The sequence below is a fragment of the Streptomyces sp. SID12488 genome (assembly GCF_010548275.1).
In the GTDB taxonomy this organism is placed as follows: Bacteria; Actinomycetota; Actinomycetes; order Streptomycetales; family Streptomycetaceae; genus Streptomyces.
Window position 1 is genome coordinate 56,824 of sequence record NZ_JAAGLT010000013.1, and the last position, 13,469, is coordinate 70,292.

The window sequence follows — 13,469 nt, forward strand, 5'->3', positions numbered from 1 at the left end:
GTTCGGGTGGGCCCGGCGCGAGTCGTCGCCCTCCGGCGGGTGGACGCTGGTAGCGGTGGTGCATGCTGCTCAACCCCCGTACCCGGTTCACGTCGGCGCTGCTCGCCTCCGCCGTCTCCGTCTGCCTCGTCGCCGCGAGTGCCCCCGCGGCACCCCTGGGCATCGGCGACCGCCTCTTTCCGCACCTGGGCAACCCCGGGTACGACGTGGCGTCGTACGACCTGGCCTTCAGCTACCCCGGCACCAACACCAAGCCGCTGTCCGCCGTCACGACCATCGACGCCTGGACGACCACGCCGCTCGACCGGATCAACCTCGACTTCGCCCACGGCACGGTCGGGTCGGTCGAGGTCGACGGTGAGCCGGCGTCGTTCACCAGCGCGGGCGAGGACCTGGTGGTGACGCCCAGGGAACCGCTGCCCGCCGGGAGCTGGATGAGGATCACCGTGCGGCACACCAGCAACCCTGTGTCGCCGGCTGCCCGGGACGGTGGGTGGGTGCGGACGAACGACGGGCTCGCGATGGCCAACCAGGCCGATGTCGCGCACCTGGTGTTCCCGTGCAACGACCACCCCTCCGACAAGGCGATGTTCACCATCAGGGTCACCGCCCCGAACGGCTACACCGCGGTGGCCAACGGTCTGCCCACCGGCGTCGACCGGGTCGGTGGGGCCACGACCTGGACGTACCGCACCCAGCACCCCATGGCCACCGAGCTGGCCCAGGTGTCCATCGGCCGCTCCACCGTCGTGCACCGCGCCGGGCCGCACGGACTGCCCCTGCGCGATGTCGTGCCCACCAAGGACCGGGCGCTGCTCGAGCCGTGGCTGAAGAAGACGCCCGCGCAGATCGAGTGGATGGAGAGCAAGGTCGGCCGCTACCCGTTCGAGACGTACGGGCTGCTCATGGCCGAGGCGTCGACCGGCTTCGAGCTGGAGACACAGACACTCTCTCTCTTCGAGAGAGACCTGTTCACCGAACCCGCCTACCCCGAGTGGTACGTCGACTCGATCATGGTGCACGAACTGTCCCACCAGTGGTTCGGCGACAGCGTCAGCCCGCGCACCTGGTCCGACCTGTGGCTCAACGAAGGACACGCCACCTGGTACGAGGCCCTGTACGCGGAGGAGAAGGCGGGCCGGAAACTGGTGGACCGCATGAAGGCGGCGTACGGCGCCTCCGACCGCTGGCGGGCCGCCGGCGGACCACCGGCCGCCCCCAAGCCGCCCAAGCCCGGCCAGAAGATCGGCATCTTCCGCCCCAACGTCTACGACGGTGCGGCCCTCGCCCTCTATGCCCTGCGCCAGGAGATCGGCCGCCCGGCGTTCGAGAGGGTGGAGGAGGCGTGGGTCGGCCTCCACAAGGACGGTGTCGCGGGCACCGCAGACTTCGAGCGCCTCGCCTCCGGTATCGCCGGGCGCGATCTGAGCGCGTTCTTCCAGGCGTGGCTGTACGCGGAGAAGACGCCGCCGATGCCCGGGCACCCCGACTGGAAGTCCGTCGCGCCCACGACATAGCGCCACGGAATAACACCGTGACGAGACGGGGCGTGCCGTGCGACCATCTTCAGGTCGGCGGCACTGCCCCCGGCCTCGCGGGACGGATTCCGGGAATCTCCCGGGACGCTCGTGCGTTGTGGTCAGTGACGGGGCACGCTCCGTCGCCGCACACGCGACCCCATCGACGTAAGGACCCAATGACCTCCTCTTCTTCCCCTTCCCAGGACACTGAGCGCCTCGCGCACACCTACCCCGAAGGTCTTCGGGCCGATGCCCTGATGGAAGAGGACGTCACCTGGAGCCACGAGATCGACGGAGAGCGGGACGGCGACCAGCTCGACCGCTCCGAGCGCGCGGCCCTGCGCCGCGTGGCGGGCCTCTCCACCGAACTCGAGGACGTCACCGAGGTCGAGTACCGCCAGCTCCGTCTGGAGCGGGTCGTGCTCGTCGGCGTCTGGACCACGGGAACCGTGCGGGACGCGGACAACTCGCTCGCCGAACTCGCCGCCCTCGCGGAGACCGCGGGCGCGCTCGTGCTCGACGGCGTCGTCCAGCGCCGCGACAAGCCCGACGCGGCCACCTACATCGGCTCCGGCAAGGCCAACGAACTGCGGGACATCGTCATCGAAACGGGCGCGGACACCGTCATCTGCGACGGTGAGCTGAGCCCGGGCCAGCTGATCCACCTCGAAGACGTCGTCAAGGTCAAGGTCATCGACCGTACGGCCCTGATCCTCGACATCTTCGCCCAGCACGCCAAGTCCCGCGAGGGCAAGGCACAGGTCGCGCTCGCGCAGATGCAGTACATGCTGCCGAGGCTCCGCGGCTGGGGTCAGTCGCTGTCCCGTCAGATGGGCGGCGGCAAGGGCGGCGGCCTCGCCACCCGTGGTCCCGGTGAGACCAAGATCGAGACGGACCGGCGCCGGATCCGCGAGAAGATGGCGAAGATGCGCCGGGAGATCGCGGAGATGAAGACCGGCCGCGAGATCAAGCGCCAGGAGCGCCGCCGCAACAAGGTGCCCTCGGTCGCCATCGCCGGCTACACCAACGCCGGCAAGTCCTCGCTGCTCAACCGCCTCACGGGCGCGGGCGTGCTGGTCGAGAACTCCCTGTTCGCGACCCTCGACCCGACCGTGCGCCGGGCCGAGACCCCGAGCGGACGGCTGCACACGCTGACCGACACCGTCGGTTTCGTCCGGCACCTGCCGCACCACCTGGTCGAGGCGTTCCGCTCCACCATGGAGGAGGTCGGTGACGCCGACCTGATCCTGCACGTGGTGGACGGTTCGCACCCGACCCCGGAGGAGCAGCTGGCCGCCGTGCGCGAGGTCATCAGGGATGTCGGCGCCACCGGCGTACCCGAGATCGTCGTGATCAACAAGGCGGACGCCGCCGACCCGCTGACGCTTCAGCGGCTGATGCGGATGGAGACGCGTTCGATCGCCGTGTCCGCCCGCACCGGTCAGGGCATCGACGAACTGCTCGCGCTGATCGACAACGAGCTGCCCCGGCCCTCGGTCGAGATCGAGGCGCTCGTGCCGTACACCCACGGCAACCTGATCGCCCGTGCCCACACCGACGGCGAGGTGATCTCCGAGGAGCACACCGCGGAGGGCACGCTGCTCAAGGCGCGGGTGCACGAGGAACTGGCGGCGGATCTGTCGCCGTACGTTCCGGCGGCAGCTGCGCTTTAGGCTCCACCGGGCGGGTGCATCGTCGTCTGCGGGCGCGATGTGGCTGGTCGCGCCCACGCGGCGGAGCCGCAAAGGTCAGGGCCCCGCGCCCCTGGGTGGCCCCCCTTATGCCTCCGGCATGGGGGGCCACCCTCCCTGCTAACGGGCGAACTTGCCGCTCACCTCGTCGTACACGCCCTTCGCGACCTTGCCCAGCCTCGGGCCCGCCAGCCAGCCCGAACTCACCGGGCCGATCGAGGTGTTGGAGACGAGGGCCGGGTTGCCGTCCGAGCCCGTGGCGACCCAGCCGCCGCCGGAGGAACCGCCGGTCATGGTGCATCCGATGCGGTACATCGTCGGATCCGACCTGAGGATCGACAGCCGGCCCGGCTCGTCCTTGCACTGGTACATCGTCTCGCCGTCGAACGGCGCCGCCGCCGGATACCCGGTCGCCGTGATGCTTCCCACCTGAGACACGGCAGGCGCGTCGAAGTCCACCGGGAGGGCCGAACCGACCGTCTCCTCCAATGACTTGCCGCCTCCGCCCTTCTCCGGCGTCACATGGATGACCGCGAAGTCGTACGGTGCCCCGTCGCCGCCCGTCGAACCGCCCTGCGCGATCCACTGGTCGGACGTCTGGGTCCAGTCACCCCACCAGACGCCGTAGGGAGCGACCTCCGCGCGAGGCGTGTTCTCCACCTCGGCGCTCGACCTGCCCGCGTTGTTGTACGACGGCACGAAGGCGATGTTGCGGTACCAGCCGCCCTTCTTGCCGGCGTGCACGCAGTGACCCGCGGTCCAGACGAGGTTCGACTTGCCGGGGTGAGCGGGGTCCTCCACCACGGTCGCCGAGCAGACCATCGTGCCCTCGGGGGCGTCGAAGAACACCTTGCCCGCCTCGGGCGCGCTGGCGTGGTACGCGGGCGGCACGGCCCTGGCCTTCACCGCCCGCGGCGTCGGGTCGGTGACGCCCTGGTCGCCGGTGAGGTCGTTGGTGTCGACGCTCTTCTCCGGGTCGTCGGCGTCCCGCATCCGGTCCGTGTCCCAGAGGCCCTCGATGATCGGGTTGACGTAGTCCTCGGCCTCGCGCAGCCAGTCGTCCTTGTCCCAGTTCTTCCAGGCGCCGTTCTTCCACTTGTCGATGTCTATCCCGTGCTCTTTGAGCTTGTCCCTGAGCCCGTCCGGGATCGTGATCTTCCCGGCACCGTCGTCGGTCGCGGAGGCGGACGACTGCCCGCTCGCGTCGGAACCCCCGGAGTCGGAGCCGGACCCGCAGGCGGTGGCGGCGAGCGTGAGCGCCACGGCCAGGCCTACGACGGCCGGCACGGGGGAGGTCCCGCGGCGCGCGCCCCTCCCGTCCCGGGCGATGAAGGGTGGGCGTATGGGTCGCATGATCTGACTCCCCCTGGCGTGGTCGAACCGTGTGCTGTCCCCGCTCGGCATCACACACTATGCGGTCGCTGTGGAGCGCATCCGCTGGAACGGCAACGGTTTCGCTACGGGCGGGCGGGTCTGCGGATCGTCCACCGGGCTACCGATGTGACGCCTTGCCACGGCTGTTCCCGGAGTGCTGTTCCCGTTGTGCTGGGGCGACGGCACCTTCCCGGCAAGGATCTTGAGTCGACCCGTGACTCCTGCGGTGCACAGGGTGTTGGTAACGGGAGGGGTCTATCGCCGAGTTGGTGCTCGGCGGGACGGCAGAGCAGTGGAACAGCGGGGAGTTGGGGCATTGGGGCTGCGGGAGTCCATGGAGACGGGGGCGTACGAGGGGATTCTGCGGCGCCAGTCGGCGCGTGAATCGGCGGCGCGCACCTACGCGCGCGCCCTGCCGATCGTCCCCGTACGGGCACGTGGGCTGACGATCGAGGGCGCCGACGGCCGCCGCTACCTCGACTGCCTCTCCGGCGCGGGGACACTGGCCCTCGGCCACAACCACCCGGTCGTGCTGGAGGCGATCCGCAAGGTCCTCGACTCGGGAGCGCCGCTGCACGTCCTCGACCTGGCGACCCCCGTCAAGGACGCCTTCATCACCGAGCTGTTCCGCACCCTGCCGCCCGGACTCGCCGACCACGCGCGCGTGCAGTTCTGCGGACCGGCCGGGACGGACGCGGTCGAGGCCGCGTTCAAGCTCGTGCGCGCCGCGACCGGCCGCACCGGCATGCTCGCCTTCACAGGCGCCTACCACGGCATGACCGCGGGTTCGCTCGGCGCCTCCGGCCACGCGACCGACGTACGGGTCGCCCGGCTGCCCTTCCCGCAGGACTACCGCTGCCCCTTCGGGATGGGTGGCGCCCAGGGCGCCGAACTCGCCGCCCGCTGGACCGAGTCCGTCCTCGACGACACCAAGTCGGGCGTGCCGTTGCCCGCCGGGATGATCCTCGAACCCGTCCAGGGCGAAGGCGGGGTGATTCCCGCTCCGGACGCCTGGATGCGGCGCATGCGACGGATCACCGAGTCCCGCTCGATCCCGCTGATCGCCGACGAGATCCAGACGGGCGTCGGCCGCACCGGCACGTTCTGGGCTGTGGAGCACAGCGGGGTCACCCCGGACGTGATGGTGCTGTCCAAGGCGATCGGCGGCAGCCTGCCGCTGGCAGTCGTGGTCTACCGCGACGACCTCGACGTCTGGGAGCCCGGCGCCCACGCGGGCACGTTCCGCGGCAACCAGCTCGCCATGGCCGCCGGGACGGCCACCCTGGCGTACGTCCGCGAACACGGACTCGCCGAACGCGCGGCCACCCTGGGCACCCGCATGCTCTCCCAGCTCCGACGGCTGGCCGCGGAGTTCCCGATCATCGGCGATGTGCGCGGCCGGGGCCTGATGATCGGGGTCGAACTGGTCGAACCGGGGGCGGAGCCGGGTGCGGGGGCCGCCGCAGACTCCGACGACAGCGACCGAGACCCCGATCCGGAGGTCTTCCCCGCCCCGGCCGACGGTGGGCCGCGTCCCGCGGCGCCCGAACTGGCCGCCGCCGTACAGCGGGAGTGTCTGCGCCGGGGCCTGATCGTCGAACTCGGCGGACGCCGGGCGAGTGTCGTCCGCCTGCTGCCGCCGCTGACCATCACCGACGAACAGGCCGCCGCGGTACTCGACCGGCTGGCCGACGCGGTGGCGGCGGTGGCACGCGGCCACACCGACTCCGGCCGCCCGCACACCACCCACGCCGAGCGAGCGGGGTAGCCAGGTCCAACGCCCGTTCGTACCAACCCGGTTCGCCGCCCGCACGCGCACTCGCACAACCTCACGAGGAATGGTCTTGAACAGCACCCCCGTACCCGAAGGCCGTTCCCACCCCACCCCCGCGCGCGGCTTCCGGACCGGGAGAGAGACGGTGCCCCGCCAGAAGGGAACAGCCGGCGGTGCCGAGTGGGCGCGCGATGCCACGGCCGACCTCCTGGAGCACCTCGACCCCCACACCGCCGCCCAGGCCGCCGCCACCGAGAACCTGCTGCGCTGCTGGGTACGCGAGAACGACCTCACCGCCCCCGACGACGGCACCCTCCGCATCCCCCTCCCCACCAGCGGCACCGCCCTGCTGGCCCCGGTCCACTACTGGTCCCCGACCGGCTGGCACCGCTTCGGCCTCCCCCACCTGGCCGACGCCCCCGCAGGAGCCCCGGCAGCCGACGCGGTCACCGTCGCGACCCTGCTCGCGAGGGAGGCGTACGACGGTCCGAAGCCGGCCCGGGTCGACCCGGTGACCGAGGCACCCTCGGCTCGCGCGGGCGGCATGTCAGCGGCGATCGACGCCCCCGATACCCCGACCTCGCCGGTGTCCTCGGTCCTGCCACCCGACGCGGTCGACCTGGTCGCACGGGTCGCCGACTCCGTCCGCCGGACCGCCACCTTCATCAGTGACCGCCGTGCACAGCCGGCCGACGGGCCCGACCTCTTTCTCGCCGCCGAGCAGTCGCTGCTGCTCGGCCACCCGTTGCATCCGACCCCGAAGAGCCGTGAAGGGCTGGCCGAGGCCGAAGCCCGCCTCTACTCACCGGAGTTGCGCGGCTCGTTCCCGCTGCACTGGCTGGCGGTGGCCCCCTCCGTACTCGCTGCCGACTCCGCCTGGACCGAGCGGGGCCGCCCCATCCGCGCCGAGCAGCTCACCGCGCGGCTCATCGGCGCCGAACTGCCGCTGCCCGACGGCTACGCGGCCCTCCCACTGCACCCCTGGCAGATCCGTGAGACCCGCCACCGCCCGGAGATCGCAGCCCTGTTCGAGGCCGGCCTGCTCCGAGACCTGTGCACCCACGGCTCCTCCTGGCACCCCACCTCGTCCGTACGCACCGTCCACCGCTCGGGCGCCCCCGCGATGCTGAAACTCTCGCTGGGACTGCGCATCACCAACTCCCGGCGAGAGAACCTCCGCAAGGAACTCCACCGGGGCGTCGAGGTGCACCGACTGCTGCGCTGCGGACTGGCCAAGCGGTGGCAGTCCGCGCACCCGGGCTTCGACATCGTCCGCGACCCGGCCTGGCTCGCCGTCGACGGCCCGGACGGCCGCCCCGTCCCCGGCCTCGACGTGATGATCCGGCACAACCCGTTCCACCCGGCGGACGACGTGTCCTGCATCGCCGGACTGGTCTCACCCCGGCCCCACACCCACCTGGGCCCCACGACCGACCGGCGACCGGACGGCCCGATCCTGCGGTCCCGGCTGGCCGGGGTCGTCACACGTCTCGCCGGCCGCACCGGCCGCCCCCGCGCCGCCGTCGCCGCCGAGTGGTTCCTGCGCTACCTGGAACAGGTCGTACGACCCGTGCTCTGGCTGGACAGCGAGGCGGGCATCGCCCTGGAGGCCCACCAGCAGAACACCCTGGTCCTGCTGGACGCCGACGGCTGGCCACGGGGAGGCCGCTACCGCGACAACCAGGGGTTCTACTTCCGCGAGTCCCGGCGCGCCGAACTCGACGCCCTGCTGCCGGGCATCGGAGACCGGAGCGACACCTTCGTCTCCGACGAGGTCACCGACGAACGTTTTGCCTACTACCTCGGCATCAACAACGTCCTCGGCCTCATCGGCGCGTTCGGCTCCCAGCGCCTCGCCGACGAACAGCTTCTGCTGGCCGCTTTCCGGCGCTTTCTCACAGACGTCGCCTCCGGTCCCGCCCGACTGCGTACGTCCCTGCCCGGCCGTCTGCTGGACTCACCCGTCCTGCGCTGCAAGGCCAACCTGCTCACCCGGCTGCACGGCCTCGACGAGCTCGTCGGCCCGGTCGACACCCAGTCCGTCTATGTCAGCATCGCCAACCCCCTTCATCGCTGACGTCACCAACATGCCTCTGACGCCGCCAACTCCCTTTCACCCCTGAGGAACACGACCACACACCCCATCTCCTGAGAGGAGCGTCCCGTGCCTCCTGTCGACGCGCGCACCGACGCCCGTACCGACCTCCGAACAGCCACGACCCCCGAGAGCCACCCCGACTTCCGCGCCGATGGCGACAGCGAGGACACGCTGGAGCTGCGCCTGCCCGACGCGTTCCTCGCGATGTACGCGGACGACGTCAATGCGTCGGGCACCGTCCCGGCGGCGCCAGGCGGCGATCTCCTCGACGGCATCGGGGACTGGGGGCCGATCATCACGCCCGCAGGCTCGTTCCACCTCCTCCCCGTGCAGATCGAGCGCGATCTGCCTCTCATCGGGCGCTGGATAAACGACCCCACCGTCGCCACCTTCTGGGAGCTCGCCGGCACCGAGTGCTTGACCGAGGCCCATCTGCGGTCCCAGCTCGACGGTGACGGGCGCAGCGTCCCCTGTCTCGGTGTGCTGGAGGGCACCCCGATGAGCTATTGGGAGATCTACCGCGCCGACCTCGACCCACTGGCCCGGCACTATCCCGCCCGTGCCCACGACACCGGACTGCACCTCCTGCTCGGCGGTGTCGCCGATCGCGGGCGCGGACTGGGCGGTGTCCTGCTCAGAGCGGTCGCCGACCTCGTACTCGACAACCGTCCCCGCTGTGCGCGCGTCGTAGCGGAACCCGACCTGCGCAACACGCCCTCCGTGTCGGCCTTCCTGAACGCCGGATTCCGGTTCGGTGCCGAGGTCGACCTGCCCGCGAAGCGGGCCGCCCTCATGATCCGGGACCGGGGCCTGCGCGATGCGCTGTAGACCCGCTGCGTCACTCCTGGTCGCACCGTGCGCTCCGGCCTTGATCACCCGATTGTCAGTGCCGCCCCGTAGGGTGGTCGCGCTATGACGAAGCCCTCACTCCCCGAACTCCTGCATGCTGCTGTCACCGCCGTCGGCGGTACGGAGCGCCCCGGCCAGGTGACCATGGCCGAAGCCGTCGCGGAGGCGATCGACGACGGTTCCCATCTGCTGGTCCAGGCAGGCACGGGCACCGGAAAGTCGCTCGGCTACCTCGTACCCGCGCTCGCGCACGGGGAGCGGGTGGTGGTCGCGACCGCGACCCTCGCGCTCCAGCGCCAGCTCGTGGAGCGCGACCTGCCGCGCACGGTCGACGCACTGCACCCGGTGCTGCGCCGTCGCCCCGAGTTCGCGATGCTCAAGGGCAGATCGAACTACCTGTGCCTGCACCGCCTCCACGAGGGGGTGCCGCAGGACGAGGACGAGGGACTCTTCGACCAGTTCGAGTCGGCGGCGCCCACCAGCAAGCTGGGCCAGGACCTGCTCCGCCTGCGCGAATGGTCGGACGAGACCGAGACCGGCGACCGCGACGGCCTCACCCCCGGTGTCTCCGACCGGGCCTGGGCACAGGTCTCCGTCTCCTCCCGCGAGTGCCTGGGCGCCTCGAAGTGCGCGTACGGAGCCGAGTGCTTCGCCGAGCTGGCCCGTGAGCGCGCCAAACTCGCCGAGGTGATCGTCACGAACCACGCGCTGCTCGCGATCGACGCCATCGAGGGCGCGCCCGTCCTCCCGCAGCACGAGGTGCTGATCGTCGACGAGGCGCACGAACTGGTCTCGCGGGTCACCGGAGTGGCCACCGGGGAGCTCACTCCCGGCCAGGTCAACCGTGCCGTGCGCCGCGCGGCGAAGCTGGTGAACGAGAAGGCCGCCGACCAGCTCCAGACCGCGGCCGAGGGCTTCGAGCGGGTGATGGAACTGGCCCTGCCGGGCCGCCTGGAAGAGGTCCCGGAAGACCTTGGCTACGCGCTGATGGCATTGCGGGACGCCGCCCGCACGGTGATCTCGGGGATCGGCGCGACCCGCGACAAGTCGGTCCAGGACGAGGATGCGGTCCGCAAGCAGGCACTGGCCTCGGTGGAGTCCGTGCACGACGTCGCGGAGCGGATCGCGAACGGCTCCGAGTGGGACGTCGTCTGGTACGAGCGGCACGACCGATTCGGGGCCTCCCTGCGCGTCGCCCCCATGTCGGTGTCGGGCCTCCTCAGGGAGAAGCTCTTCACGGACCGCTCCGTGGTCCTGACCTCGGCGACGCTCAAGCTGGGCGGCGACTTCAACGGCGTCGGGGCCTCCCTGGGCCTCGCCCCCGAGGGCACGGCGGGCGACGACCTCCCGCAGTGGAAGGGCGTCGACGTCGGCTCGCCCTTCGATTACCCGAAGCAGGGCATTCTGTACGTCGCCAAGCATCTGGCGCGCCCTGCGCGTGACAGCGACCGCGGGGACATGCTCGACGAACTCACGGAGCTGATCCAGGCGGCGGGGGGCCGCACCCTCGGCCTGTTCTCCTCGATGCGGGCGGCCCAGCTCGCGGCGGAGGAACTGCGGTCCCGCATCCCCGAGTTCCCGATCCTCCTCCAGGGCGAGGAGACGCTCGGTGAGCTGATCAAGAACTTCGCGGCCGATCCGCAGACCTGTCTGTTCGGCACGCTGTCGCTCTGGCAGGGCGTCGACGTCCCGGGCGCCAGCTGCCAGCTGGTCGTCATGGACAAGATCCCGTTCCCGCGCCCGGACGACCCGCTGATGAGCGCCCGCCAGAAGGCGGTCGAGGACGCCGGGGGCAACGGCTTCATGGCCGTCGCCGCCACCCATGCGGCGCTCCTCATGGCCCAGGGCGCCGGCCGCCTCGTACGGGCGACGGGCGACCGCGGTGTGGTCGCCGTACTGGACCAGCGCCTCGCCACGGCCCGGTACGGGAGCTACCTGAAGGCGTCCCTGCCGGACTTCTGGTACACCACAGACCCCAACGTGGTCCGTCGATCGCTGGCCGCGATCGACGCGACGGCGAAGCAGACGGAGGAGGTCCCCGTGGCCGAGGCGGCGGAGGAAGCGTAGACATCAACGTGCCGGCCACCGACTTGAGTCGGTGGCCGGCACATTGGTGCACCTGAACACGGGACAACGAACAACACAGGGCCCCGGAACCGGCGCAGGGGTTCCGGGGCCCGGCTAGAGGGCGGGGTGTGCAAGACCCCGCCTCCCGCGGTTCTCACACGCGGCGGAGGACCGCCACCACCTTGCCGAGGATCGTCGCCTCGTCGCCGGGGATCGGCTGGTACGCGGAGTTGTGCGGGAGGAGCCAGACGTGGCCGTCCTCGCGCTTGAAGCGCTTGACGGTTGCTTCGCCGTCCAGCATCGCGGCCACGATGTCGCCGTTCTCGGCGACCGGCTGGCGGCGCACCGTGACCCAGTCGCCGTCGACGATCGCGGCCTCGGTCATCGAGTCACCGACGACCTTCAGGACGAAGAGTTCTCCGTCACCCACCAGTTGGCGGGGGAGAGGGAACACGTCCTCGACCGATTCCTCGGCGAGGATGGGTCCGCCGGCGGCGATACGTCCCACCAGCGGGACGTACGAAGCGGCGGGCTTGCCCGCGGTGTCCGTGGGCTGCACGGAAGCCCCTTGGTCGGAACCGCGTACCTCATAGGCGCGCGGGCGATGCGGATCGCGGCGCAGGAATCCCTTGCGCTCCAGAGCCATGAGCTGATGTGCGACCGATGAAGTACTGGATAGGCCGACTGCCTGCCCGATCTCGCGCATCGACGGCGGGTAACCGCGTCGTTGCACGGAGTCCCTGATGACCTCGATCACGCGCCGTTGCCGGTCGGTGAGTCCCGAGCTGTCCGCTCGGATTCCTGGAGGTCGTCCAGGGAGGGACCGCTTGGGTCCCTCAGGATTCGTGGCTTCGTTCATCGCATGCACCGGCTCGAGTCGGCTCTGGGAGCGGTCCTGGGCAGTGATGGTGGCACTGTCTGCGGTGGTGGTCACGTCGGCCCCTCTCGATGGTCTCCCGTGCAGTGCAACGGTAGTTGCTTTCGAAAGGTTGCGCCAAACACACGTTCGAGTGAAAAATTGCCGATGGCCTGCCACGATCAGATGTCTGGGTGTATGGCTAACGCCGTGCCGGGCGGACAAAAGGGCTCTTTGTTGTACCCTTCACCGCCGGGGCGGCGACCTCGTGGGCCGATGCCCAAGTCTGCCACCCGGAACCCGGTCAACCGGGAATCGACCCCCGCCGTGCGCGGTACTTCACCGTATCTCCGCGCGTTCCCGAGCGATACGGCCGGGCCGGATCCGGTCTCCCGCGGCGGTATGGCCGTACGGCACATGCCAATACCGGTGCGACACGCGCTACGCGATGGATGTACGGGCCAATCCCCACATCTAGTGGTTGGATTGCGGCTGTAGCCCAGAAGTTGTGGTCCCCCGGGTCTTTGGTCCCTCGGGCATCACCTATGCTGGGGGCTGCTTCGAGGGGCTCAAAGGCCCTTGCGAGGCTATTGAGTCTGCTGTGAGGAAGGGTTGGAGAACATGCACTGCCCCTTCTGCAGGCACCCCGACAGCCGTGTGGTCGACAGTCGTACGACCGACGACGGCACGTCGATCCGCAGGCGCCGCCAGTGTCCTGACTGCTCCCGCCGGTTCACGACCGTCGAGACGTGCTCGCTCATGGTGGTCAAGCGGTCCGGAGTCACCGAACCGTTCAGTCGTACGAAGGTCATCAACGGCGTGCGCAAGGCATGTCAGGGACGGCCTGTCACCGAGGACGCTCTCGCCCAACTCGGCCAGCGGGTCGAGGAAGCGGTGCGCGCCACCGGAAGCGCCGAGCTGACCACCCACGACGTGGGGCTGGCCATACTCGGTCCCTTGCAGGAACTCGACCTCGTCGCCTACCTGCGATTCGCGTCCGTCTACCGGGCGTTCGACTCGCTGGACGACTTCGAGGCCGCCATCGCGGAGCTCAGGGAAGCGCCGCGCGGCCCCGCCGTGGACGACGAAGACCCGGACGTGGGGCGCCGGCAGCACGATCGCGGGTCCGGGGGGACTGCTCAGGTCCCCGTGCCCGCCAACGCCGCCGACTGACCGGCGGGCCGGACCCGGACCACGCGTTCGGACCCGGCCCCGGGCGGCGGCAATCCAAAGACCTGCT

The 13,469-nt window shown here is 70.6% G+C and carries 9 protein-coding genes; 7 read left to right on the forward strand and 2 right to left on the reverse strand.

Annotation, left to right across the window (positions count from 1 at the left end):
- Positions 1–62: 62 nt before the first annotated feature.
- Both G3I56_RS20895 and hflX read left to right on the forward strand, forming a co-directional pair.
- Complete coding sequence (locus tag G3I56_RS20895) at positions 63–1,517, forward strand: M1 family metallopeptidase (protein ID WP_164411100.1); 1,455 nt, start codon at positions 63–65, stop codon at positions 1,515–1,517.
- A gap of 179 nt (positions 1,518–1,696) precedes the next feature.
- Complete coding sequence (gene hflX, locus G3I56_RS20900) at positions 1,697–3,193, forward strand: GTPase HflX (protein WP_164411102.1); 1,497 nt, start codon at positions 1,697–1,699, stop codon at positions 3,191–3,193.
- 138 nt (positions 3,194–3,331) lie between these two features.
- Here the strand turns inward: hflX and G3I56_RS20905 are convergent, their stop codons facing one another.
- Positions 3,332–4,564 carry a hypothetical protein gene (locus G3I56_RS20905; protein ID WP_164411104.1) on the reverse strand — a complete coding sequence of 411 codons (1,233 nt, stop codon included), beginning with the start codon at positions 4,562–4,564 and terminating at the stop codon, positions 3,332–3,334.
- Between the two features lie 355 nt (positions 4,565–4,919).
- Here G3I56_RS20905 and G3I56_RS20910 point away from each other — a divergent pair, with 355 nt between their 5' ends.
- From G3I56_RS20910 to G3I56_RS20925, 4 genes are all read left to right on the forward strand, one after another.
- Positions 4,920–6,353, forward strand: coding sequence for a diaminobutyrate--2-oxoglutarate transaminase family protein (locus G3I56_RS20910; RefSeq protein ID WP_164411307.1), 1,434 nt, complete (start codon positions 4,920–4,922; stop codon positions 6,351–6,353).
- 151 nt (positions 6,354–6,504) lie between these two features.
- Positions 6,505–8,436, forward strand: coding sequence for an IucA/IucC family protein (locus G3I56_RS20915; protein WP_343240019.1), 1,932 nt, complete (start codon positions 6,505–6,507; stop codon positions 8,434–8,436).
- An 87-nt stretch (positions 8,437–8,523) separates the two neighbouring features.
- On the forward strand, positions 8,524–9,285 hold the full coding sequence (locus tag G3I56_RS20920) for a GNAT family N-acetyltransferase (protein WP_164411108.1): 762 nt from the start codon (positions 8,524–8,526) through the stop codon (positions 9,283–9,285).
- 84 nt (positions 9,286–9,369) lie between these two features.
- Positions 9,370–11,373 carry an ATP-dependent DNA helicase gene (locus tag G3I56_RS20925; RefSeq protein ID WP_164411110.1) on the forward strand — a complete coding sequence of 668 codons (2,004 nt, stop codon included), beginning with the start codon at positions 9,370–9,372 and terminating at the stop codon, positions 11,371–11,373.
- 154 nt (positions 11,374–11,527) lie between these two features.
- Here G3I56_RS20925 and lexA read toward each other — a convergent pair whose 3' ends face one another.
- Complete coding sequence (gene lexA, locus G3I56_RS20930; RefSeq protein WP_164318350.1) at positions 11,528–12,307, reverse strand: transcriptional repressor LexA; 780 nt, start codon at positions 12,305–12,307, stop codon at positions 11,528–11,530.
- A gap of 543 nt (positions 12,308–12,850) precedes the next feature.
- Here lexA and nrdR point away from each other — a divergent pair.
- Positions 12,851–13,402 carry a transcriptional regulator NrdR gene (nrdR, locus tag G3I56_RS20935; protein WP_164411112.1) on the forward strand — a complete coding sequence of 184 codons (552 nt, stop codon included), beginning with the start codon at positions 12,851–12,853 and terminating at the stop codon, positions 13,400–13,402.
- The last annotated feature ends 67 nt before the right edge of the window (positions 13,403–13,469 follow it).

Excerpts from the sequence above, each read along its gene's own strand:
- G3I56_RS20895 (WP_164411100.1), top strand. The coding sequence starts at position 63 with ATGCTGCTCAACCCCCGTACCCGGTTCACGTCGGCGCTGCTCGCCTCC.
- hflX (WP_164411102.1), top strand. The coding sequence starts at position 1,697 with ATGACCTCCTCTTCTTCCCCTTCCCAGGACACTGAGCGCCTCGCGCAC.
- G3I56_RS20905 (WP_164411104.1), bottom strand. The coding sequence starts at position 4,564 with ATGCGACCCATACGCCCACCCTTCATCGCCCGGGACGGGAGGGGCGCG.
- G3I56_RS20910 (WP_164411307.1), top strand. The coding sequence starts at position 4,920 with ATGGAGACGGGGGCGTACGAGGGGATTCTGCGGCGCCAGTCGGCGCGT.
- G3I56_RS20925 (WP_164411110.1), top strand. The coding sequence starts at position 9,370 with ATGACGAAGCCCTCACTCCCCGAACTCCTGCATGCTGCTGTCACCGCC.
- nrdR (WP_164411112.1), top strand. The coding sequence starts at position 12,851 with ATGCACTGCCCCTTCTGCAGGCACCCCGACAGCCGTGTGGTCGACAGT.